Raw genomic sequence first — 23746 nt, 5'->3', positions numbered from 1 at the left:
AGACCTGTGTCCCGGGAGGAGGACGACGCCGTGGCGCTCGTGCGCGTGTACTGCGGTCTGGCCTCGGCAGATCCGGCCGACCGACCGGCCTCGGCCGGATCGACGCTGACGTCCGCCGTGGTCGACGACGCAGGCCGTCTGCTGCACGTCTACGAGATCAGCGACGACGCGGCGGGTTACGCCCAGCTCGTCACGCTGCTCGTGGAACGGTCGGGCGGGCCGAGCGGCGTGGCGATCGCGGCCGACAGCGACGACCACACGGTCACCTCACTGCTGAGCGCGGCGGGCCGTCCACTGGCGATCGCCGACGACGACTCGGTCGACGACTTCGCCGAGCGGTTCGCCGACGACGACTCCCTGGAGGAGATGCAGTCCGCGCCGGCCGAGCGGCGGGCGGTGGGCCTGGCCCGCGCCCTCCAGGCCGGCGCGCTCTCCGCGGTCACCCTGCCCGCTCCCCGGGACCTGGCCGGCTTCAAGCAGGTCCTCGCCGCGCACGCCGCCCTGTCCAGCGGCCGGCACTCCGCCGCCGTGGCCCTGCGCGAGGTGCTCCGCGAGTTGTATCCGGCCGCCCTGCGGGCGTACCCGGACCCGGCTGATCCGGTGGCGTTGGCCGTCCTCGACGCGCTGCCCGAGCCGAACATGCTCACCGGCACGGCGGCCCGGGGCCGCGACATGTCGGTCGCCGCCGAGGCGGTCACCGCACACCTCACCGCCGACGGGGTGGCCGAGGCCGGGGAGATCGAGGCGGCGGTCACCGCGCTGCGGGTCGCCATCTCCGAGACCCCGCGCCGGGCCACCGTCAACCGGGCGCTCACGTCCGCCGTCGCCGAGACCGTCCGGCAGTCGGTCGCTGCGGTGCGCGCCTGTGACGCCGGCTGCGAGGCCCTGGTGGGCGCGCTCAGCACCCGGGTCAGCGCCTCGAGTCCCATGCCCGGCCGCCGGGCTGCCGCCCGCCGGGGCGAGCAGGTCGGCGAGCTGACCGGCATCAGTGGCACCGGTCCCGGCCTGCGGCCGGTCCGAACCGCAGAGCCGGCTCCGCCGGTCCCGACCGGCCGGCGGAGCCGTCCCGAGCCGGTCCCCGGCGGGGCGATGCCGGCGGCGCCCCGACCGCTCGGGCCGCCGCCGGTGGCCCCCGCCCCGATCGCCCCACCGCCGGTGGCCCCCCAACCGGTGACCCCGGCTGCCGCCGCCAACCTGCCGACCTCGGCACCACCCGCGCGTACGGACCAGGGCATGCCGCCGGGCCGGCGTGGGGGTTCGGACGCGCCGACCACCATGATTCCGCCGATCCGGCGCGGGATGGACGCCCCGGCGAACCGGCCCGTCTCGGCTCCGCCACCGCCTCCTCCGGGGATCACCCCGATCGCCCCGGCACAGCGCGGCAACGTGCCGCCCGCCGAGGCCGGTGAGCCGTTCCGGCCGACGCTGACCACCGCCGCGATCAACAACGCACGGGCCGAGCGGCAACGCACCGTGATCCCACCCCGGCCCAAGACCACCGGCGCCCTCTCGACGCCCACTGGTGGGTTCAGCGCGACCGACCTGAACGTCCCGGTGCCGATCACCCGCCCCGAGCCGGAGCCCACCGCTGCGCCGGGTTCGCGGGCGAACTGGCCCCTGGTCAACAACCCGGAGAATCCGGGCGACAGCTCGGCCAACAACCCGGTGGTGCCGGCCTATGGTGAGCGGGCCGGCCGGGCGGGCGACGCCCCCGCCGACCCGGGTGCCGGACGCCGGATCACCCCGCCCTGGCTGGCCGACGACCTGCCCCCGGAGCCGCCGATGTTGCGGCTGGTGGAGCCGCCACCGCTGGCCGACCGGGCGTTGCGGGACGGCTTGGACGCCCCCGCCGATCCGCACCTGGACACTCCCCCGCTGCGGTTGGTCGACCGGGAGGAGGCCGGCCGTCCCGGTCGGCCCAGCCGGGTCGACCGCGCCGAGCGCCTCGACCGGCCGGAGCATCTGGACCGCCCCACCCGGGTCGACCGTCCGGCCCGCCTGGACCGACCCGAGCGGGCCGAGCGCCTGGACCGGCCGGAGCGTCTCGACCGGCCGGAGCGGTTGGACCGACCCGAGCGGCCGGAGCGTCTCGACCGGCCGGAGCGGTTGGACCGGCCCGAGCGGTCCGAGCGGCCGGAACTTCTCGACCGGCCCGAGCGGCCGGCACGCAGCGAGCGGCCGGGCCTGGAGCGGCGACCGGAGCCGGTCGAACGCCGTCCCGCGCCGATGGAGCACCGCCCGCCACCGGTCTCCGACGAGGGCGACGGCGACCTGTTGATCTTCGCCCAGGCGAAGTCGGCGTGGTTCGTCGGGCACGGCGACGAGAGCGACCTGGAGTGGTCGTCCACCGCGGACACCGGCTGGCAGGCCGCCGAAAAGGTCGCCCAGCCGGCGGTGGGTGCGGAAACCTCGGCCGGGCTGCCCAAACGGGTCCCCCAGGCCAACCTCGTTCCCGGCTCGCCGCTGCGCGAGGAGCGTCCGCTGCGGATCGTCCGGGACGCCGCGAGCCTCGCCGAGAACACCACCGGCTACTTCCGGGGTTGGCGTCGTGGGCAGGAGATCGGCGGTTTCGCCGTCGGCGGCCGGCCCGGCCGTGAGGCGGCCGGCGGCTGGGACTTCAGCCGCGACCCGACCGAGCGGGAAGACGATCGGGAGTACGAGTTCCGCTCCGCCGGATACCGGTCCTGACAGTCTGATTGGTTCCACCCTGGCCCGGCCCGGTTCTTCCGGCCGGGCCAGCGTCGTCGTACCGAGCGTGCGGCACCGCGTCCGCATCCCGGTGACCCCAGGGGCATCGAGGTCGCCCAGGTGGCCCCACAGCCGTCGCACGACCCGCCCGCGATCACCGCCGGGGAACGCGAACGCGCCCGGTAACGGCCAGGGGCCGCCACCGGGCGCGTCGGAGCCGGTCAGGCCGGCGCGACCGCGCGCGACCGCCGCATGGTGAGGACGTACTCGACCAGCGAGATCAGCACGTGCTTGGTCGACTCCCGGTTACGGGCGTCACAGGCCACCACCGGGACATCGGTCGAGATCGCCAACGCGTCCCGGACGTCCTGCGGGTCGTGGTACTGCATCCCGTCGAAGCAGTTGATGGCCACCAGGTACGGCAGCCGCCGGTGCTCGAAGAAGTCGATCGCCGCGAAGCAGTCGGCCAACCGGCGGGTGTCGACCAGCACCACGGCACCGATGGCGCCCCGGACCAGTTCGTCCCACATGAACCAGAACCGCGTCTGACCGGGCGTACCGAACAGGTACAGGATCAGATCCCGGTCGATCGAGATACGGCCGAAGTCCATCGCCACCGTGGTCGTCGTCTTGCCCGGCACCTGCCGGGTGTCGTCGACGCCCACACCGGCGGAGGTCATGATGGCCTCGGTGGTCAGCGGCGTGATCTCCGAGACCGAGCCGACCAGCGTCGTCTTGCCGACGCCGAACCCACCGGCGATAACGATCTTCGCCGACGTCACGCGCCCGTTCGGGGCAGGCGGCCGCTGCGACATGTCAGAGCCTGCGAAGTCCACTCAGCACCCTCTCCAGCAGTTCAGTGCCCACCGCGTCGTCCGAGTCGTCCAGAATGGTCGGCTCGTGGACCGCGACCAGGCCGTCCGTCGCCATGTCGGCGATGAGCACCCGGGCCACACCGAGCGGGAGTTGCATCCGCGCCGCGATCTCGGCCAGCGACTGCACACGTCCGTCACACAGCGCGGCGATGTACTGGTGCTCCCGGCCCTGACCGCCGTTGCCACCGGCAGCAGCGCGACCGCGCACCGTCGTCTCGACGAGCGCCTCCAGGGCGATGTCGAGCCGGGGACGGGTGCGACCACGGGTCACGGCGTACGGCCGGACCAACGCACCTGTCGGTTCGTCACGATCGACCATCTCGCCACTCACCTCCTTCGCCCCCGGCACCGGCTCTCGCCCGGTGGAACCCGTCGTTGTTGTCGTCGTTCCGTGCCGACCAACTGGTCAGCCCGGTCAGCCCATCATCCCGACAGCCGTACGGGCCTGCGGGGTGAGCGCGTCGCCCACCCGGTCGACCAGCAACGCCATCTCGTAACCGACCTGACCGACGTCACAGCTGCGGGCGGCCAGCACGGCGAACGACGAGCCGTCCGAGATGGACATCAGGAACAGGAAGCCGTTGTCCATCTCGACGACGGTCTGCAACACCGCGCCGCCCTCGAAGCAGCGGGCCGCCCCCTGGGTCAGGCTGACCAGGCCGGACGCGATCGCGGCCAACTGGTCGGCCCGGTCCCGGGGCAGGTCGCGCGACGAAGCGAGGAGCAGGCCGTCGGCGGATACCGCGACCGCGTGCGCGACACCCGGCACCCGGTCGGCGAAGTTGGCCAGCAGCCAACCAAGATCCTGCGTAGTTGTCATCCTTCTTGCTCCTTCTGCCCGCTCCCGCCCGCCGGGCCGAAGCCAGACGGCGAGGATTGCTGCCCGCCCGGAGTCGCGTCCGGGTTGGTGGGGTTGTCCGAGGTGGTCCGGCCGCGTTGCACACCTCGATGGTAGGCCGAGAGCAGACCCCTGACTGCCTCCGGCGTACGTCGCTGCACCGACGCGGCCGGCTTCTCGATCGCCCCTGGCACCAGCTGCGCCATCGGCGTCCGCTTCGGCAGGCCGGTCTGGGTGGTCCCGGCCACCGGTGCCTCGGTCGCGGCCACCGCCGCCCGCCAACCGTCGTCGGCGGCGGTCTGCCAGGAGTGGGGTTGAGGGGCGGGGCGGCGGGCCGGCGGGCCGTCGCCGCGACCGGCGAATCCCCCGTTCGCTGTCGACCCGTTGTCACGCGGCACGCCCCCGGCCGGCGCGGTGTCTGCCATCGGTGCGCTACCTGTCGTCCCTGGTGCGGTGTACTGGGCCGGGTGGATGGCGGTGTCGACGGCGGACTGCGAGGCCCCCGCGCCGTTGGTCAACGACTGTCGGGCACCGGTTGACTCCTCCGGACCCGGCTTGCGGGTGCGGAACCAGGCCGACTCCAGCTCCCGGAAGATCGGCAGTTCCATCGTCTCGTCCGCGTACCGCTGCTGGGGGACCTGCTGCGGCGCTGACGGCCGGTTGGCTGCCGGCTGCGCGGCCCGCACCGGCGGCGGCGTCGGCTGGCGGGGGGCCGGCGTCGGCTCGGCGCGCGGCACCCGGGGCAGCTCGGTGGTCATGTCCAGGGCGGCGGAGAGCCGTTCGGGGACCGGCGGGGTGGCCGTGTCCCGGTCGGGATTGGCCACCGGCGGCCAGGCCGGCGGGGCACCGGCACCCGGGGCAGCACCGCCGGAGGTGGGCCGGGAGGGCAGCGGGACACCGGGCGAACCGGACACCGGCGCAGCCGGGCCGGGGTGACCGGCGTACGGGGACGCCGACACCGGGTAGCCGGACATCGGCTGACCGGAAACCGGGTAGCCGGAGACCGGCTGGCCCGACACGGGGTGACCCGACACGGGCTGGCCCGACACCGGGTGACCCGACACGGGCTGGGCGGAGACCGGTGCGACCGGGTACGCCGGCGGCAGCGGCGGTGCCGACACCGGCGGGACCGGCGGAGAGCTGTACGGCCGGGCCTCCGGGCTGCTCGGCAGCTGACGCGGGATGACCGGCTGCTGGGCGGTGTTGTCCGGGTCGTCGGTGCTGCGTCGTTGGGGCAGCGGATCGATCGACTGCCCGTTGGTGGGTCGCGGGGTGAACCCGTCGCTGCCGTTGATCCCGCTGGCACCGGTGAGGTCCGACCAGGCGGGCAGACCGCGCCCGCCGTTGGCCGGGCCGGCGGAGCCGTTGCGCGGAGCCGGGTCGAAGGGCCGGCCGCCGAGGGTGACCTGGTTGCCGGAATCGCCCTGTCGGGGGGCGGGCGGTTGGCCGTTGCCGAGCGCGGGCAGCGCACCGAAGGCCGGCGGGGCACCGGCACCGCCGAAGGCCGGGGCCGTGCCGGCGCCACCGAAGGCCGGCGACGTGCCGTTGCCACCGAAGGCCGGCGAGGTGCCGTTGCCGCCGAACGCCGGGGTCGGGGCGGAACCACCGAAGGCCGGCGCGGCACCGCCGAACTGGGGGCCGGGGCCCGGCAGTCCTGGGGTGCCCGGGGCCCGGCCGGTGAGGGCACGCGGCACCAGCACCGAGGTGGGCAGGACGACCTCGGCCACGGTGCCCCGGTCGGTGCCGGGCCGCAGCTCGACCTTGACGCCGTGCCGGGAGGCCAGCCGGGCCACCACGACCAGGCCCATCATCCGGGAGACGGCCACGTCCACCTGGGGTGGGGTGGCCAGCCGCTCGTTGAGGTCGGACAACTGCTCGGCGCTGATGCCGATGCCCCGGTCCTCGACGTAGAGCGACGCGCGGTCGCCGACCCGGCGGGCCTCGACCATCACCTGGGAGTCCGGCGGGGAGAACGCCGTGGCGTTGTCGAACAGCTCGGCGACCAGGTGGACCAGGTCGTTGACCGCGTGCGCGGAGACCTCGATGTCGCGGTCGATGACCCCGAACTCGATCCGGGTGTAGTGCTCGACCTCGGACTGGGCGGCACGCAGCACGTCGATGAGGGCGGCCGGCTCGCGCTGCACCCGGGTGGAGTCGGCACCGGCGAGGACCAGCAGGTTCTCGTCGTTACGGCGCATCCGGGTGGCCAGGTGGTCAAGCTGGAACAACTCGGCCAGGCGGTCCGGGTCCTCCTCGCCGCGCTCCAGCCGGTCCAGGTGACCGATCAGCCGGTCGACCAGGATCTGCGAGCGGCGGGCGAGGTTGACGAACATCGTCGCGACCGAGGAGCGGAGTGCGGCCTGCTCGGCGGCGGTCCGGACGGCCTCCAGGTGGACGGCGTTGAACGCCTCGGTCACCTGGCCGAACTCGTCGCGGCTGCGCACCGGCAGCGGCTCGGCGATCTGGTTGGCCAACTGGGCCGGGGACTGTTGCCCGGTGAACTGCGGGTCCCGCAGCCGGGCCACCGCCTGCGGCAGCCCGAACTGGGCGATCGACAGGGCACCCTGACGCAGCTCGCGCAGGGAGCGGGCCATCGAGCGGGCGACCAGGTAGGCGAACAGGATCGCCAGCAGCAGCATGCTGAGCAGCAGGCCGGTCTCCAGGAAGACCTGACGCTGGACGTCGGAGCGCAACTCGTCGGCCTTGGCGACGACGTCGCTGTCGAGGCGTACCTCCACGGACCGGTTGAGCTGGGCGTACGCGACCATGGCCGCGTCCCACTGGTCGGTGCTGAAGGTGAGGCCGTCGAGCTTGTCGCTGTTGAGCGCGCTGACCTGGCCGGCGTAGATGTCCGCCTGACGCCGGTCGGAGCCGGAGATGGTCTGGTCCTGGAACTCACGCTCGGCGCGACTGGCCACCGCCTGGAAGCTCTGCAGGGCCTGCTGCTCACCGGTGTTGCTGGAGATGTACAGCTCCCGCAGGGCGGGCGTGTACGCCTTCTGGAGCAGCACCTGGTGCACCGCGATCCGGCGGACGGAGGCGTACTCCTTGGCGCGGGCCATCGCGGCGGCGGCGCGCATCTGGTCGCTCAGGTCGTTGTCACCGGCGAGCTGGGTGGCCGAGTCACGGATGGTGATCAGATTGTTGATCAGGCCGGTGTACCGGCTGACCGCCTCGCTGAGCCGGAGCTTGCCGTTGTAGACCTGGCTGCGGATGCCGGGCATCTCCGTCAGGTCGCTGTCGATCCGGTCGAGCTGCGCCTCCAGGGTCGCCGGCAGGCCCTCGATCTCGGCGCGCTGTTGCGAGTAGGGCGACTTCGACTGGTCGACCCGCTGGTTGACCCGGTTGTACGCCTCCTGGTATTGCGCGCGGGCCTGCCCCTTCGGCGACCCGAGCAGGAGGACGGCGTTGGTGCGCTCGTCCTGGAGGGTGTTGACGAGGTCACCGGAGTAACCCACCAGGTTGGCCAGGTCGCCGGCCCGGTTGGCGTTGTTGAGCGTCTGCAGGTGGTCCACCAGCCCGCTGGTGCCCACGACGACCGTGGCGATGGTCGGCACGATCATGATCAGCCCGAGCTTGGACCAGATCGGCATGTCGCGGAGCCGACCGGCCGGCCGACGCAGACGCGACAGGAAGGAGTTCGCCGTCGTTGGCCGTTTGCTCACGTCACCGCCCTCGCGATTACAGCGTCTCCGCGTTGCCACGGGCAACGCCCAGCAGCCGACCCGGCGGGTCGGACCTCCGAGATTCCATCACGCCTCCCCTGAAAGAGAAAGCCCAGGTTGTCGGTCGCCGGAGGTGTGATGAGATGTTGATGCAATTTGATCGCAATCCGTCTTTCCGGAGTTACCCAAAGTAATGGATTATCGCCACCGCGTCGTGCTCCTCGCCGGCCCCTCCGGGTCCGGAAAGTCGTACATAGCGCAACGAACCGGTCTTCCCGTGCTCTGCCTGGACGACTTCTACAAGAACGGTGATGACCCTACGTTGCCGCGACGAAACGGACTGGTCGACTGGGACGCGCCCGAGTCGTGGGACGCGGGAACGGCCGTGGAGACAATTGACCGACTGGCCCAGCAGGGCCGGGCCGAAGTGCCCGTCTATGCGATCGGTGCGGATCGTCGGGTGGCCACCCGGCCATTTGACGTGACCGGATCGCCACTTTTCATCGCCGAAGGGATTTTCGCCGCCGACATCGTCGAGGAGTGCCGCCGACGAGGGCTGCTCGCCGGGGCGTACGCGCTGCGTCGACCGCGCGGGGCGACCTTCGTCCGCCGGCTGGCCCGCGACCTGTCCGAGCAGCGCAAGGCACCGAAGGTGCTGATCCGGCGCGGGGTGTCACTGCTGCGCGCCGAACCGGCGGTGCTGCGCCGGCAGACCGGCCTCGGCGCCGAGGCGGCCCACGCGCGGGAGATCCTGCGCCGGGTGGCCGACCTGGTCGCCGGCCACCCGCACCGCTGAGTCAGCCGATCAGCTTCGCGTACGCCGGCTTGATCACCTCGTCGATGATCGCCAACCGCTCGTCGAACGGGATGAAGGCGCTCTTCATCGCGTTGACCGTGAACCACTGGAGTTCCTTCCAGCCGTAGCCGAAGTTCTCCACCAGCAGCGCCATCTCACGCGACATCGACGTGCCGCTCATCAGCCGGTTGTCGGTGTTCACCGTCACCCGGAACCGCAGCTCGCGCAGCAGCCCGATCGGGTGTTCGGCGATCGACGCCACCGCGCCGGTCTGCACGTTCGACGACGGGCACAGCTCCAGCGGGATCCGCTTGTCCCGCACGTACGCGGCCAGCCGGCCGAGCGTCGGCACCGGACCCGGGGTGATGTCGTCGACGATCCGCACCCCGTGGCCGAGCCGGTCCGCCCCGCACCACTGGATCGCCTGCCAGATAGACGGCAGGCCGAACGCCTCACCGGCGTGGATGGTGAAGTGGAAGTTCTCCCGCTGGAGATACTCGAAGGCGTCCAGGTGGCGGGTGGGCGGGAAACCGGCCTCGGCACCCGCGATGTCGAAGCCCACCACCCCGGCGTCGCGGTGCCGGACGGCCAGCTCGGCGATCTCCTGCGACCGGGCGGCGTGCCGCATCGCGGTGAGCAGGGTGCCGACCCGGATCGGGGTGCCCGCCGCAGCGGCCTCCGCGCTGCCCTCCACGAACCCGGCGACGACCGCCTCGACCACCTCGTCCAGGGTGAGGTTCTGCTCCAGGTGCTGCTCGGGGGCGAACCGGACCTCGGCGTACACCACACCGTCGGCGGCCAGGTCGAGCGCGCACTCACGGGCCACCCGGCGCAGCGCCGCAGCGGTCTGCATGACCGCGACGGTGTGCGCGAACGTCTCCAGGTAGCGCTCCAGCGAACCGGAGTGCGCCGCCTCCGCGAACCACCGGCCGAGCGCCTCCGGATCGGTGCTCGGCAGCTCGTGCCCCACCTCGGCGGCCAGCTCGACGACCGTCGCCGGCCGCAGGCCGCCGTCGAGATGATCGTGCAGCAGCGCCTTCGGGACCTTGACGATGTCCTCGTATCGGATTGCGACCATCCCCCGACCCTAGTCACGCCCCCCAACGGACCGCGATCAGGCTCACGCCGACCCGCCGACCCGCCGACCCGCCGACCCGGGCGTCGGACCCGGGCGTCGGACCCGGGCGTCGGGCAGACATGCCGGCGGCCCGGCCGGCCGTGCGCCGTAGGCTGCTGCGGGTGACCGCGCCGCACCCGTTCGAGCAGCCCGTCGACGCGACGCACCCGCAGATCGTCGCCCGGCTGCGCTGCCCGGTCTGCACCCAGCCGCTGGCCGCCGCCACCGACACCCGCGCGTTGCGCTGCCCCCGTCGGCACAGCTTCGACCTGGCCCGCCAGGGGTACGTCACCCTGCTCGCCGGCCGGGCCCCGCACGTCGGGGACACCGCCGAGATGGTCGCCGCCCGCGCCGACTTCCTGGCCGCCGGGCACTACGACATGATCTCGTCCACCCTGGCCGAGGCGGCGGCATCCGCCCTGTCAACGCCCGCCGGCCCCGCCGAAGCCAGCGAACCGGCCGACCCGACCGGACCGGCAGCCGCGAACAGGCTGCCAGCATCGACCCCGACAGCGGGAATTGGGCCGGCCCAGGTCAGCGGACCGGCAGCCCAGGTCGGGCCGGCAGCCGCGAGCGGACCGGCCGAGCCGGGCGGACCGGCCGAGGCGAGCGGGGAGGTGGACCGGGCGGCGGGCGGGTCGGAGCGGGTGGGTTTCGGGGCGTACCCGCTGGTGGTGGAGGCCGGGGCGGGCACCGGGCGGCACCTCGCGGCGGTGCTGGCGGCGCTGCCCGACGCCGTGGGTCTGGCCCTGGACGTCGCCAAGCCGGCGCTGCGCCGCGCCGCCCGCGCCCACCCCCGGGCCGCCGCCGCGCTCGCCGACACCTGGCAGCGGTTGCCACTGGCCGACCGGTCGGTGGCCGTGCTGCTCGACGTCTTCGCCCCGCGCAACGGCGACGAGTTCCACCGGGTGCTGCACCCCGCCGGGGTGCTGCTGGTGGTCACCCCCACCGCCGCCCACCTCGCCGAACTGGTCGACGTGCTCGGGCTGCTGCGGGTCGACCCGGCCAAGGCCGACCGGGTGGCGGACAGCCTCGCCGGGCGGTTCACCCCGGAGCACACCGCCGTGCACACCGCCCGGCTCACCCTCGACCGGGCCGAGGTGGCCACCCTGGTCGGGATGGGGCCGAGCGCCTGGCACACCGACCCGGCGCGGCTCGCCGCCGCGATCGAGGCACTGCCCACCCCGGTCACCGTGACCGCCTCGGTACGCCTCACCGCCTGGCGACCCCGCTGACCACGGCGTCACCGGGCACCGGACGACCCGGTCGACCGCGACGTGACAGGGGGGCCGGCCGGCCGCCGGGCCACGAGGGCCCTCCGCCGGGGCGGCAACATCACCGCCGTGGCCAGCGACGCTGCAGCTCAGGTGGACAGGTCGACCTCTTCCCAGCCCGGCGGCTCGTCGTGGTACGGGCCGCGCAGCATCACCGCCCACTCCAACGCCCACCGGCGCTGGCCGATCGCGTTCGCGTCCACCAGACCGGGCAGCCGGTGCCCCGACTTCTCCACCTCCAGGTACGCCCAGTCCAGGCAGTAGTGCAGGTCGAGCAGGGCGGCGGCGTCCGCCGGGTGCTGCGGGGCGGCCAGGATACGGGCCCGCCACTGGCCGAAGGTCTCCCCCCCGGCCAGGTACGGCATCCGCTCCACCAGCCGTTCGTCCACCGGGATGGTCGGGTCGAGCTGCTTGCTCAGGCCCAGCACCCAGGACAGCGAGAAGAGCGCGTCGTGGTGCAGGACGAACGAGCGGTGGTCGCCCTTACCGCCCACCACGAACTGCCACTCGGGCGGGGTGACCATGTCGACCAGGTGGGAGTCGAGCAACCAGCTCATCGCCGTCTGCGCCGGCATCCCGAAGCAGCGGGCCAGGATCAGGTGCAGCACCGCGATGCGGGCCTCGATCTCCACGGTGGGACGCAGTTCGATCTCGTCGCCCGGCTCCCAGACCAGGGGAAACTGGGTCGGTGGCAGGGGCAGGCGCAGCCGGGACAACTCGTCGAGGCTCGCCTCGCGGACCTCGCGGGGATCGGGCGCGGCTACCAGCACGATCGGATTCCCTGTCTGCTCACGCGGCGTCACCGCCGTTCGGTCCCCCTGACCAGGGAGGATAGCGTTCCGTCGCGACCGGCACCATGCCGGCCGACCCCTGTCGGTCGACCCCGCCGCCGGTGACGGCGACCTGTCAGCCGATCCGCTCGATGACCAGCGGCGACGTCGTCGGCGCGACGGTCGACACCCGCACCGCGCGGGCGGCCTCCGCAGCCGCCGCCGGCAGCCGGGTCGCATCGTCGGCGCGCAGCTCGTACAGCGGTTCGCCGACCCGCACCGGGTCGCCGGGCCGCTTGTGCAGCACCACCCCGGCGGCGGCGCTGACCGGGTCCTCCTTGCGGGCCCGACCGGCACCGAGCCGCCACGCGGCCACCCCGATGGCGTACGCGTCGACCGACTCGACGTAGCCGTCGGTGTCGGCCCGGACCACCTCGGTCTCGTGGGCCGTCGGCAACGGGGCGTCCGGGTCACCGCCCTGGGCGCGGATCATGCTGCGCCAGGCGTCCATCGCCCGCCCGTTGCGCAACGCGGCAGCCGGGTCGGCGTCGGGCAGACCGGCCGCGTCGAGCATCTCCCGGGCCAACGCCAGGGTCAGCTCCACCACGTCGGCCGGGCCACCACCGGCGAGCACCTGCACCGACTCGGTCACCTCGATCGCGTTGCCGACGGTCAGGCCGAGCGGGGTGGACATGTCGGTGAGCAGGGCGACCGTGCGCACCCCATGGGCGTCCCCGAGGGCCACCATGGTCCGGGCCAGCTCGCGGGCGTCGGCCACGTTCTTCATGAACGCGCCGGAGCCGACCTTGACGTCGAGGACCAGCGCCCCGGTGCCCTCGGCGATCTTCTTGCTCATGATCGAGCTGGCGATCAGCGGGATCGCCTCCACGGTGCCGGTGACGTCGCGCAACGCGTACAGCTTGCGGTCGGCCGGGGCGAGTGCGGCGCCGGCCGCGCAGATCACCGCGCCGACGTCGCGGAGCTGGGCGATGAACTCGTCGTTGCCCAGCGCCGCCCGCCAGCCGGGGATCGACTCCAGCTTGTCCAGCGTGCCGCCGGTGTGCCCGAGCCCCCGGCCGGAGAGCTGCGGCACCGCGCCGCCGCAGGCCGCGACGAGTGGGGTGAGCGGCAGGGTGATCTTGTCGCCGACGCCGCCGGTGGAGTGCTTGTCGACCGTCGGCCGGGCCACCGCCGACAGGTCCAGCCGCTCCCCGCTGGCGATCATCGCGGCGGTCCACCTGGCGATCTCCGCCGCCGTCATCCCGCGCAGCAGGATCGCCATGGCCAGCGCCGACATCTGCTCGTCGGCCACCAGCCCCCGGGTGTACGCGTCGACCACCCAGTCGATCTGACCGTCGCTGAGCACACCCCCGTCCCGCTTGGCCCGGATGACGTCGACCGCGGTAAAAGCACTCACCGTTGAGTTCCTTCTGAAGTCGTTGCAGTAACCGGCGTGCGGGCCGGACGGGTCAGGAGGCGGCCCAGCGGGCCGGGATCTCCAGCGGCGGCTCGCCCTCGCCGGCCCAGAAGATGGTGCCCTCCGCGTCCACCACCACGACCCTCGGCGTACGGGCCAGTCCCCAGGTGATCGCCTCCGCCGGGTCGCCCCAGCTCGGCCCCTCCTCCAGCACCCCGGGCCCCGCCTCGTCGGTGTCCCCCGCCGACCGCTCCCAGTACGCCGTCCAGATCTGCTGCCCGGCGGAGAGGTCCGGGTGCACGAAGACGGTGCCCCGGCCCCGCCAGGCGGCCAACCGGTCCGGCACCACCGGCACCGGGGTCCCGCCGACGACCGCCTCGATGTCGGCCACGTCGAAGGCGTGCGGCAGCAGCTCCGCCATCCGCAGCGGGCCGGTCCTCGACTCGACCAGGCACTCCGGGCCGCCGTTCTCCCAGAGCAGTTGCCGGCACCGGCCGCACGGCATCAGCGGCTCACCGTTCGCGTCGACGCAGGACATCGCGACCAGCCGCCCGCCGCCGGTGGCATGCAGCGCCGACACCACCCCGCACTCGGCGCAGAGGGTCACCCCGTAGCCGGCGTTCTCCACGTTGCAGCCGACGACCACCCGGCCGTCGTCGACCAGGGCCGCCGCGCCGACCGGGAACTTCGAGTACGGCACGTAGGCGTGCCGCATCACCTCGGTGGCGGCGGCCCGCAGACGCTCCCAGTCGATCTCGCTCATCCCCTCATTCTGCCCAGGTCACCCCGCCCGGGTGCGGGAAGGGTGCCGGTCAGCCGGCCGCCGGCTGTGGGCCGTACCCGGAGGGCGTCGTCGGGAACGGTGCGGGCCCGGCAGGGAGGTCCCCGCCGGGCCCGCACCGGGCCGGTCTCTCAGCCCTTGACGTACGGCTTGCCGTCGGCGGCGGGCGCCCGGACCCGACCGACCAGCCCGGCCACCGCCAGGATGGTCGCCAGGTAGGGCAGCATCGCCAGGAACTGGCTGGGGATGCTGCTGCCGATCGCGCCGAGGTAGGTGGCGAGCTGGTCGGCGAAGCCGAAGAACAGCGCGGCGAGCAGCGCCCCCGTCGGGCTCCACCGGCCGAAGATCAACGCGGCCAGGGCGATGAAGCCCTTACCGCCGATCATGTTCTTGGTGAAGCTGTAGAGCGCCAGGGTGTACGACGCGCCACCGATGCCGGCGACCACCCCGGCCAGCAGCACGTTGCGGTAGCGCAGGCCCAGCACCTTGACCCCGAGGGTGTCGGCGGCGGTCGGGTGCTCGCCCACCGACCTGGTCCGCAGACCCCACCGGGTCCGGAACAGCGCGAGGTGGATGACGAGCACCAGCAGCAGGCCCAGGTAGAGGAAGATGTTGCCCCGGAACAGCGCCGGGCCGAGCAGCGGGATGTCCTTCAGCAGCGGGATCTCCCAGTTGCCGAAGCGCGGCGCGCTGTTGTACTTGTCCGCGTTGGTCTGCATCAGCCGCTCGTAGAGGAAGCCGGTGACGCCGACCGCCAGCAGGTTGAGCACCACCCCCATGACGACCTGGTCGACCAGGTAGCGGATGGCGAAGACGGCCAGCAGCAGCGAGATGAACGCACCACCGACCGCCGCCGCCACCAGGCCCACCCATACGTTGCCGCTGAGGCTGCCGAACAGCGCGCCGCTGAACGCGCCCATCAGCAACTGCCCCTCGATGGCGACGTTGACCACGCCCGACCGCTCGCAGAGCACCCCGGCGAGCGCGCCGAAGACCAGCGGCAGGGCCAGGATGAAGGTGCCCCGCACGATGTTGACCATCGGCATGAAGTTGCGGCCCTCGGGGGCGGCGGAGACCTGCCAGCACAGGAAGCTCAGCACGAAGCCGACCAGCCCCACCCCGAGGACCAGCGTGAACCAGCGCTTCGGCACCCCGGCCAGCAGCGCGCCGCCGGCTGCGGCGGCGACGACGCCGAACAGGATCGCGCCGAGGGTGCCCTGGATCTCCAACGCCGCGCCGCCCTCGGTCTCGCTGAGGGTGAACCGGGCCTGCTGCCCGGTGGCCAGCGCCCCGAACAGCACGGCGGCGAGCACGCCCAACGCCAGCAGGACCAGGCCGACCTTACGGGGGCGGGTCCAGAAACCCTCGTCGACCGCAGCCACGGCGACGTCGGGAACAGCGGTGGTGGACATGCCTCACCAGCCCTTCGCGAGGCTCGTCTGCAACCGGGCGGCACGGGCGGCCCGGAGCTGGAAGATCGCCTTCACCAGGGCCGGCGCGGCGATGAAGATGACGATCAGCGCCTGGAGCACGGTGACCAGCTCCAGCGAGATCCCGGAGTACGACTGCATCCGGTTGCCACCGGCCTGGAGCGCGCCGAACAGCAGCGCCGCCAGCAGCACCCCCCACGGCTTCACCCGGCCGAGCAGCGCCACCAGGATGCCGTCGAAGCCGATCTGCGCGATCACCAGCGGGGTGAGCGCGTTCGCGGTGGAACCCAGCACCATCTGGCTGCCGCCGAGGCCGGCGAGCATCCCGGCGATCACCATCACCAGCACGTACGTCTTGGTGACGCTGATGCCGGCGGTCCGCGCCGCATCCGGGTTGGCCCCGACGGCCCGCAGCTCGAAGCCGAGCGTCGACCGGTTGAGCAGCCAGGCGATGGCCCAGGTGGCCAGCACCGCGAGCAGGATTCCGGCGTGCACCCGCAGGTTGTCGCCGAGCAGCCGGGGCAGCGCGGCGGAGGAGTCGACCGGGCGGCTGATCGCGTCCGCCCGGTCCGGGTTCTGCACACCGTTCTGCACGATGATCCAGGACAGGAAGTAGACCGCGACGTAGTTGAGCATGATCGTGTTGATCACCTCGTGCGCGCCGGTCCGGGCCTTGAGGATGCCGGGGACGAAACCCCAGACCGCGCCGCCGACCGCACCGGCGATCAACGCGACGACCAGGTGCACCACCGGCGGCAGCGGCAACGCGAACCCGGCCACGGCGGCCAGGATCACGCCCATCGTCGCCTGGCCCTGCGCGCCGATGTTGAACAGCCCGCCCCGGAAGGCGAGCGCGACCGACAGGCCGGTGAACACCAGTGGCGCGGTGTAGGTGAGGGTCTCCGAGATCGGGCTCAGCGCGGCGGTGAAGCCGGACGCCTCCGGGTCGAAGACCGCCCCCTTGAACAGGTTGGCGTACGCCTCGCTGACCACCGTCCAGCTGGCATTGAGCGCGTCGGCCGGGCGGGCGGTGATGTAGCCGTAGGTGGCCAGCACCTCCGGATCCGACACGATGATCAGGACCGCGCCGACCAGCATCGCCAGCACCAGGGCGAGGACCGTCACGGTCACCGTGTTGGCGGCCCACAGGTTGTCCAGGAAGAGCCGGCCGAGCGTGGGCCGGGGCCCCGGCGCGGGCTGCTTCGGTGAGGTCATCGTGGCGCCCCGGTCGGCCTTGCCGGTCGCGGTCAGCTCCGCCTCGGTCGCCGGTTCCTTGTCCGGGGAGCCGGACACCGGGTTGGGGTCGCTCATGCCGTCACCTCGCTGCACGCGGTGCCGGCGGGAGGCACCGGGGCGCGGTGTCGATGATTCACTCGCTGCCGCTCGCTCATGCCTCGTCCTCGTTGCCAGGGCTCTCGGGGGTCGGTGCCGCGTCGCCGGTCGTACCGTCGGCCACCCCGGTCGGGTCGCCCGCCGGGGCCGACCCGGCGGCGTCGGGGGTGATGCCGGCCATCAGCAGGCCGATCTCCTCGCGCGGGGTGTCCGGGCCGACGATGCCGATGATCCGGCCCCGGTACATCACCGCGATCCGGTCGGCGAGGCCGATCACCTCGTCCAACTCGCTGGAGACGACCATGACGGCGGTGCCGACGTCGCGCTCGCGGATGACCCGGCTGTGGATGAACTCGATCGAGCCGACGTCCACGCCCCGGGTGGGCTGGGCGGCGATGAAGAGCTTCAGCGGCCGGGACAGCTCCCGGGCCACGATCACCTTCTGCTGGTTGCCGCCGGACAGGGTGCCCACCGCCGCGTCCGCCGACGGGGTACGCACGTCGAACTGGGCGATCCGCTCCTTGGCCGAGGCCGCGATCGCGTCCGGCCGCAGCGCCAGGCCCTTGCCGAACGGCGGCCGGTCGTAGATGTCGAGGACCAGGTTCTCGGCGACGCTGAACTCCTTGACCAGTCCGTCGACGCTGCGGTCCTCAGGGACGTAGCCGACCCCGGCGCGGAGCACCTTCTTGGTGGACCAGCCGTGGATCGGCTCGCCGTCGAGGGTCACCGTGCCGGCGAGCGTCGGGCGCAGCCCCATGATCGCCTCGATCAGCTCGGTCTGCCCGTTGCCCTGCACGCCCGCCACGCCGAGCACCTCACCGGCGCGTACGGTCAGGTCGATGCCGTCCACCGCGCGGATCTGCCGGTCGTCGTCGACGACCAGGCCGGCGACCTCCAGCATCGGCCGCCCGGGGGTGGCGGGCTGCTTGTCGACGGTGAGCCGGACGTTGCGGCCGACCATCAGCGCGGCCAACTCGTCCCGGCTCGCCTCGGGGGAGGCGGTGCCGACGGTCCGGCCCCGCCGGATCACGGTGATCCGGTCGGCGATGGCCTTGACCTCGCCGAGCTTGTGGGTGATGAAGACGATCGACTTGCCGGCCGCCTTGAGCGACCGCATGACGGTGAGCAGCTCCTCGGTCTCCTGCGGGGTGAGCACGGCGGTCGGCTCGTCCAGGATCAGCAGGTCGACGTCGCGGGTGAGCGCCTTGACGATCTCGACCCGCTGCTGGATGCCGACCGGCAGGTCCTCGATCACCGCGTCCGGGTCGACCCGCAGGTTGTACCGGGCGGAGACCTCGGCCACCTCGCGGCGGGCCCGCCGCCGGTCGAGGAAGCCGACGATGCCGCCCCGGACCTGCTCCGCGCCGAGCATGATGTTCTCGGTCACGGTGAAGACCGGCACCAGCATGAAGTGCTGGTGCACCATGCCGATCCCGGCCCGGATCGCGTCCGAGGGGCCCTTGAGCCGCAGCGGCTGGCCGTCGACCAGGATCTCGCCCCCGTCGGGCTGGTAGAGCCCGTAGAGCACGTTCATCAGGGTCGACTTGCCGGCGCCGTTCTCGCCGAGCAGGGCGTGGATCTCTCCAGGCTCCACCGTCAGGTCGATGTGATCGTTGGCGACCAGATCACCGAACCGCTTGGTGATGCCGCGCAGTTCGAGTCTCAGCGCAACCTCCTGGAGTGCGAGCGATGGTGCAGCCTAGCTGCCGGTCGACCGGCCACCGGTGTGCCGGCCGGCCGGTGCGCGGACCGGCCGCCCCGACGTCCGTGGATTGCCCACGTACGCCGGGACGGCCGGTCGTCATGCCTGGTGCCCGCCGGCCGCCGCTGCCGATGATCCCATCGCGGCGGCCGACGCGGCGGTCACTTGGTCGGCTGGGCCTTCGAGGTGACCGTGATGGTGCCGGCGGCGATGTCCGCCTTCAGCTTCTCGACCTCGGCCTTGAGCTCCGCCGGGACCTTGCTGTCGAAGTCGTGGTACGGGGCGATCGAGACACCGTTGTTGGCGAGGTTGCCGACGAAGCCCGGGGTGGCGGCGAGCTTCTCGCCACCGGCGGCCTTGAGCACGGCGTCCTTGACGGCGTCCGGGATGTTCTTGACCACGGTGGTCAGCAGCGCCGCGCAGTCCGGGGTGCTCTCGCAGCCGTCGACGTCGACCCAGACGACCGAGTACTTGCCACCCGACGCCTTCGCCGCGGAGGTGGTGCCGAGGCCCGCGCCGCCGGCGACCGGCATGACGATGTCCGCGCCCTGGGCGACCAGCGCGTCAGAGACCTTCTTGCCCTCGTCCTGCTTGGCGAAGTCGTTGGTGAAGGAACCCTTCTGGGTCGCCTTGTCCCAGCCGAGCACCTGGACGTTCTTGCTCTTGGTCTTGTTGTAGTGCGCCACGCCGTCGGCGAAACCGTCCATGAAGATGGTCACCGGCGGGATCGGCAGGCCACCGTAGGTGCCGACCTTGCCGCTCTTGCTCATCCCGGCGGCCAGGTAACCGGCCTGGAAGGCGGCCTGGGCGGTGTCGAACTGCATCGGGTAGACGTTCGCCGTGCCCGGGTTCGCGTCCACGATGCCGAACTGCTGGTTCGGGTTCGCGGCGGCGATCTTCTTGGTGGCGTCCGACATCAGGCCACCGACGGCCAGGATGAAGTCGCACTTCTGGTTGACGTACCCGGTCAGGTTGACCTCGTAGTCGGCCTCGGCCTTCGACGCGACGTACTTGATGTCGATGTTGTCGTTGGCCTTCTTGGCCTCCTCCAGGCCCTTCCAGGCGGAGGTGTTGAACGACTTGTCGTCGATGCCGCCGACGTCGGTCACCATGCAGGCGCTGTACTTCTTGTCACCGCTGCCACCGGCGTTGTTGTCGTCGTCCGGCGCCTCACCACACGCGGCAGCACCCAGCACGAGCCCACCCGCCGCGATGGCAGAGGCGATCCGCATCCCACGCACAGAGCGCAAGACGTCTCCTTCCATTGCACACCGCCTCGTGCGGTGGCAGCCCTTGAACCGACGAGCGTTGTGCCGCCGGCATCCCACGTTACGGACGGGAGCGTAGCCCGCCGTCCACCCACCGGCCGCCAATCGTGCACGACTGTTGAACGCTCGTTATCCCGGCGTAACCCGGGCGTGGGGCACATCACTCAGCGTGCCAGTGCCGACCGGCCCGGTGTCGCGAACGCCCGTTTCCCGGCGGCCCCGCCGACCGTCGCCGGCTACCGCCAGAACACCGCCACGGCAGCCGTGACCAGGGTCAACCCGACGATCGCCAGGAAGTGACCACGGGCCACCTGCTCCCGCTTCCGGGAGAAGAAGACCATGACGAAGATGAGCAGGGCCAGCACCAACTTGGTAACAAGCTTCGCGGGGGCCGGCTCGTCGCCGTCACGCAGCGGCGCGGACAGGCCCACGCCGGTCAGCAACTGGATCACCGAGCCCCAGAGCATGGCCGCGTTGATCCGCAGCCGGCCGCTGACGTACTGGGCGACCGCACCGCCGAGGAGCAACGCGAAGCCGATCAGATGGACGTAGAGAAGGATCAGTCGGAGAGCTTCCACGCGAGCCATCCTCCCCCATCAACGACACTTTGTAGTAGGTGCCCCGCCGGCTGAGCTCAATCCGTGATCTCCCCCGGCCACGGCAGGCCGCCCGCCCACGCTCCGCAGCTCAAGATCGTGCTCGAACCATGGTGTAGTGGCCTGCTCGCGCACGAAAGCCACTACAACCAGGTTCGAGCACGATCTTCCAGGAGACCCCCCACGGAAGGGCAAGACGGGCGCGGGTGGGAGCGGGGCGTGGGTGGGGGGTGGGCGCGGGCGGGCGTGGGTGAGGGTGAGGGTGAGGGCGGGCGGGAGCGGGTGAGGGCGGGGTTCGGGGTGGAGATGCGGGGCGCGGGTGCGCGGTGGTGTGGAGCTGCGGGGCGCGGGGTGGTGTCGGGGTGCGGGGTGGGGTGGGGGTCAGAGGTGCCAGAGTTGGAAGGTGGGGCCGTCGCCGGGAAGGGTGGTGCTGCCGTCGGCGGTCGGGCGCAGGGCCGGGGCGCCCCCGTAGACGTTCTCACCGGCCGGACGGGATGCGGCGCTGCCCCCGTACGGCAGGCCGGTCAGCCGCACCGGTGGGCCGGCGGCCCGACGGGCCAGCACCAGCACCGTGCCGGCCGTCGCCTCGCGCAGGAAGACCATCGTGTCGGCGTCGGCGTACACCCAGCGCAACCCGCCGTGCCGCAGCGCCGGGGTGTTCCGCCGCAGCGCCAGCAGCGCCCGGTACGCGGCGAACGTCCCGGCATCCCAGCTCTGCGGCCGGTGCCACGGCATCGGGGTACGCGAGCCCTCGCCGTTGCCGCCGGTCAGGCCCAGCTCGTCACCGGCGAAAACCACCGGGGTGCCGGGCATGGTGGCGAGCAGCCCGGCGGCCACCTCCTGCCGGGCCGCGTCGCCCACCACCGTGCGGATCCGGGCCGAGTCGTGCGAGCCGAGCAACTGCCACGAATGGGTGTACGACCGCCAGGAGATCAGCGACCGGAAGCTGTCCATGGTGGCGAGCACGGCACGGGCGTCCCGCCGCCGCACCCCGCCCGGCGTCCCGAGGAAGTTCGGCACCGGCTCACCGCCCTGCCCCGACAAGCCCCCCGGCCCCGACCCCCGCCCAGCCCCAGGACCCGCAGGACCCGCACCAGCAGGATCCGGTGCGCCGGCCGGTCGGCCGGCGGCGTCCTCGCGGCGCAGCCAGGACCAGACCGGGTCGGTGAAGCCGACGTAGTTCATCGTGCCGTGCCAGCCGTCGCGGTCCAGGTCACCGGTGTGGTCGTGACCGTGCTCGGCGAGCAGCAGCCCGTCGGGGCGGGTCTGCACGACCACCTCCCGCAGCAACCGCGCCACCTCGTGGGTGTACGCGTCCGCGCCCCGCCGCCCGGTCATGTTGGCCACGTCGACCCGCCACCCGTCCAGCCCGTACGGCGGGCGCAGCCAGCGGCGTAGCGGCGAGTCCGGATCGGTGGCGAAGCGGCGGCGCAGTTCGGCGCTGCCCCAGTTGAGCTTGGGCAGCGATCGCACCCCGTTCCACGACTCGTAGCCGGTGGCCGGGTCGAAGTAGTACAGCTCCCGTTCGGGGGCGTCGGCGTCGGCCAGGGCGCGGGTGAACCACTCGTGCGCGTCGCCGGTGTGGTTGCTGGTGATGTCACCGAGCAGCCGCCAGCCCCGGGCCCGGACGGCGTCGGCCAGCCGGATCAGCGCCGCCTCCCCGCCGAGCAGTGGATCGACGGTGTCGAAGCCGGCGGCGTCGTAGCGGTGGTTGGAGCGGGCCGGGAAGATCGGCGTCAGGTAGACGGTGTTGACGCCGAGCCGGTCCAGGTGGTCGAGGCGTTCGGTGATGCCGTCGAGGTCGCCGCCGTAGAACTGGCGGGGGGTCTGCGGGCCGTACCCGATGACCGGGGTGTCCCAGTCGCAGGGGATCGCCCAGTCCGGCGGGGTGCGGCCGTCGGCGGCGGCGGACCGGGCGAACCGGTCGGGGAAGATCTGGTAGATCACCGCGTCCCGGGCCCAGGCCGGCGGCGGGGCGTGGCTGACCAGCTTGAAGTCGCCGTGGTCGGGCACGTCGTGGTCGACCGTGCCGGCGGCGTTGAGCCAGCGGTAGCCGGTGGTTCCGGTGAGCATGAACCGGTAGTTGCTGACCGGGTTGCGGACCTCGACGTCGGCCCGCCACCACACGTCGTGGCCGTCGCGGCGGTCGACGGTGGCCTCGACGAAACGCGGCTCACCGTCGCCGGTGGTGCGGACGTGCACCTGCCGGACGTCGGTGCCGTCGGATACCCGGACGAAGACCGGCACGGTCTGCCCGAGGGTGGGTTCCTGCTCGGGCACGTACAGCGCCGAGCCGTCGTGGTGCGGCGACAGGGACATGGCGTGGCCTTTCGGTTCAGCCCTTGACGGCCCCGGCGGTGAGGCCGGAGACGATGTAGCGCTGGAGGAGCTGGAAGACCAGCACGGTGGGGATCGCGGTGAGCAGGGTGCCCGCCGCGAAGATCCCGAAGTTGTTGTTCCGCTCCCCCGCCACCAGGCCGAACATGCCGACCGCGAGGGTCTTGGAGCCGGTGTCGGTGAGGAACACGTTGGCGATCATGAATTCGTTGATCGTGCCGATGAACGACAGCAGCGCGGTCACCGCCAGGATCGGCGCCACCAGCGGCAGCATGATCCGGAAGAAGACCTGCGCGTGGCTGGCGCCGTCCATCGTGGCCGACTCGTCCAGCTCGCGGGGCAGGGTGTCGAAGAACCCCTTCATCAGCCAGGTGTTCATGCCCAGCGCGCCGCCCATGTAGAGCAGGAACAGTCCCCACGGGGTGTTGAAGCCGATCGACGGCCACAGGTCGGTGACCCGGGTGAAGATCAGGAAGATCGCCACGATCGCCAGGAACTGCGGGAACATCTGGATCAGCAGCAGGGTCAGCAGCCCGACCCGCCGCCCGGCGAAGCGCATCCGGGAGAACGCGTACGCCGCCAGCGCGGACAGGAAGATCGACGCGAAGCTCGCCCCGCCCGCGATGAGCAGCGAGTTGAGGAACCAGCGGCCGAACTCCGTCCGCTCGAACAGGTCGCCGAAGTTCGCCAGCGACGCCCCGGTGGGCAGCAGCTCGGTCGACGAGAGGGTGCCGAGCGGGTTGAGCGCGGCGGAGAGCACGAACAGGATCGGGAAGAGGCTGAACGCCACCGCCAGCACGCCGACCACGTGCCGCCAGCCGACCTGGGTGAACCACCGGCCCGGCCGTCGGCCACCGCGT

General features: G+C 72.6%; 18 protein-coding genes. 3 read left to right on the top strand and 15 right to left on the bottom strand.

The features are described from left to right. The first annotated feature begins 30 nt into the window (after nucleotides 1–30). Nucleotides 31–2688 carry a transposase gene (locus AB0B63_RS17625; RefSeq protein ID WP_357019958.1) on the top strand — a complete coding sequence of 886 codons (2658 nt, stop codon included), beginning with the start codon at nucleotides 31–33 and terminating at the stop codon, nucleotides 2686–2688. A gap of 221 nt (nucleotides 2689–2909) precedes the next feature. Here AB0B63_RS17625 and AB0B63_RS17620 read toward each other — a convergent pair whose 3' ends face one another. The 4 genes from AB0B63_RS17620 to AB0B63_RS17605 all read right to left on the bottom strand — a co-directional run bounded on the left by AB0B63_RS17620 (nucleotide 2910) and on the right by AB0B63_RS17605 (nucleotide 8066). After that, nucleotides 2910–3503, bottom strand: coding sequence for an ATP/GTP-binding protein (locus tag AB0B63_RS17620; RefSeq protein WP_088643912.1), 594 nt, complete (start codon nucleotides 3501–3503; stop codon nucleotides 2910–2912). Between the two features lies 1 nt (nucleotide 3504). Further along, complete coding sequence (locus AB0B63_RS17615) at nucleotides 3505–3882, bottom strand: DUF742 domain-containing protein (protein ID WP_088643989.1); 378 nt, start codon at nucleotides 3880–3882, stop codon at nucleotides 3505–3507. Between the two features lie 96 nt (nucleotides 3883–3978). Then, entirely contained in the window at nucleotides 3979–4383 is a 405-nt protein-coding gene (locus AB0B63_RS17610; protein ID WP_067304724.1) for a roadblock/LC7 domain-containing protein, read from the bottom strand. Continuing rightward, nucleotides 4380–8066 carry a nitrate- and nitrite sensing domain-containing protein gene (locus tag AB0B63_RS17605; RefSeq protein ID WP_357019649.1) on the bottom strand — a complete coding sequence of 1229 codons (3687 nt, stop codon included), beginning with the start codon at nucleotides 8064–8066 and terminating at the stop codon, nucleotides 4380–4382. Before AB0B63_RS17605 ends, AB0B63_RS17610 begins: the two co-directional genes overlap by 4 nt. Nucleotides 8067–8451: 385 nt before the next feature. Between AB0B63_RS17605 and AB0B63_RS17600 the strand changes: the two genes are divergently transcribed. Next, entirely contained in the window at nucleotides 8452–8862 is a 411-nt protein-coding gene (locus tag AB0B63_RS17600; RefSeq protein ID WP_244252785.1) for a uridine kinase, read from the top strand. Nucleotide 8863: 1 nt separating this feature from the next. Here the strand turns inward: AB0B63_RS17600 and AB0B63_RS17595 are convergent, their stop codons facing one another. Then, a complete protein-coding gene (locus AB0B63_RS17595; protein WP_208568638.1) occupies nucleotides 8864–9940 on the bottom strand; it encodes an adenosine deaminase in 1077 nt (358 codons plus the stop codon). A 212-nt stretch (nucleotides 9941–10152) separates the two neighbouring features. Between AB0B63_RS17595 and AB0B63_RS17590 the strand changes: the two genes are divergently transcribed. Continuing rightward, nucleotides 10153–11214, top strand: a complete 1062-nt coding sequence (locus AB0B63_RS17590) for a putative RNA methyltransferase (RefSeq protein WP_357019955.1) — start codon at nucleotides 10153–10155, stop codon at nucleotides 11212–11214. A 128-nt stretch (nucleotides 11215–11342) separates the two neighbouring features. On the opposite strand, the gene AB0B63_RS17585 is transcribed toward AB0B63_RS17590, so the two are convergent. The 10 genes from AB0B63_RS17585 to AB0B63_RS17540 form a co-directional block, all read right to left on the bottom strand. Further along, nucleotides 11343–12023 carry a DUF4272 domain-containing protein gene (locus tag AB0B63_RS17585; RefSeq protein WP_208568640.1) on the bottom strand — a complete coding sequence of 227 codons (681 nt, stop codon included), beginning with the start codon at nucleotides 12021–12023 and terminating at the stop codon, nucleotides 11343–11345. A gap of 136 nt (nucleotides 12024–12159) precedes the next feature. Further along, nucleotides 12160–13440 carry a thymidine phosphorylase gene (locus tag AB0B63_RS17580; protein WP_357019644.1) on the bottom strand — a complete coding sequence of 427 codons (1281 nt, stop codon included), beginning with the start codon at nucleotides 13438–13440 and terminating at the stop codon, nucleotides 12160–12162. 52 nt (nucleotides 13441–13492) lie between these two features. Beyond that, a complete protein-coding gene (locus AB0B63_RS17575) occupies nucleotides 13493–14203 on the bottom strand; it encodes a cytidine deaminase (protein WP_357019641.1) in 711 nt (236 codons plus the stop codon). 149 nt (nucleotides 14204–14352) lie between these two features. Next, the gene (locus AB0B63_RS17570; RefSeq protein WP_357019638.1) at nucleotides 14353–15633 is read right to left on the bottom strand and encodes an ABC transporter permease; all 1281 of its coding nucleotides are present in this window, start codon (nucleotides 15631–15633) and stop codon (nucleotides 14353–14355) included. A 3-nt stretch (nucleotides 15634–15636) separates the two neighbouring features. After that, nucleotides 15637–16962, bottom strand: coding sequence for an ABC transporter permease (locus AB0B63_RS17565; RefSeq protein ID WP_357019635.1), 1326 nt, complete (start codon nucleotides 16960–16962; stop codon nucleotides 15637–15639). Nucleotides 16963–17038: 76 nt separating this feature from the next. Next, a complete protein-coding gene (locus AB0B63_RS17560) occupies nucleotides 17039–18589 on the bottom strand; it encodes an ABC transporter ATP-binding protein (protein WP_357019952.1) in 1551 nt (516 codons plus the stop codon). Nucleotides 18590–18846: 257 nt separating this feature from the next. Then, nucleotides 18847–19917 carry a BMP family ABC transporter substrate-binding protein gene (locus tag AB0B63_RS17555; protein WP_208568672.1) on the bottom strand — a complete coding sequence of 357 codons (1071 nt, stop codon included), beginning with the start codon at nucleotides 19915–19917 and terminating at the stop codon, nucleotides 18847–18849. A 272-nt stretch (nucleotides 19918–20189) separates the two neighbouring features. After that, entirely contained in the window at nucleotides 20190–20531 is a 342-nt protein-coding gene (locus AB0B63_RS17550) for a hypothetical protein (protein ID WP_091252785.1), read from the bottom strand. 399 nt (nucleotides 20532–20930) lie between these two features. Then, the gene (locus tag AB0B63_RS17545) at nucleotides 20931–22868 is read right to left on the bottom strand and encodes a glycoside hydrolase family 13 protein (protein WP_357019631.1); all 1938 of its coding nucleotides are present in this window, start codon (nucleotides 22866–22868) and stop codon (nucleotides 20931–20933) included. A 16-nt stretch (nucleotides 22869–22884) separates the two neighbouring features. Next, nucleotides 22885–23694: a sugar ABC transporter permease gene (locus AB0B63_RS17540; RefSeq protein WP_208568673.1), complete on the bottom strand. Its 810-nt coding sequence runs from the start codon at nucleotides 23692–23694 to the stop codon at nucleotides 22885–22887. Nucleotides 23695–23746: the final 52 nt, after the last annotated feature.

Origin of the sequence: Micromonospora sp. NPDC049081 (genome assembly GCF_040648835.1) — a bacterium.
Classification (GTDB): Bacteria; Actinomycetota; Actinomycetes; order Mycobacteriales; family Micromonosporaceae; genus Micromonospora; species Micromonospora antibiotica.
Note: the sequence above shows the minus strand (reverse complement) of the source record. Positions and strands in the feature narration are given on the sequence as shown.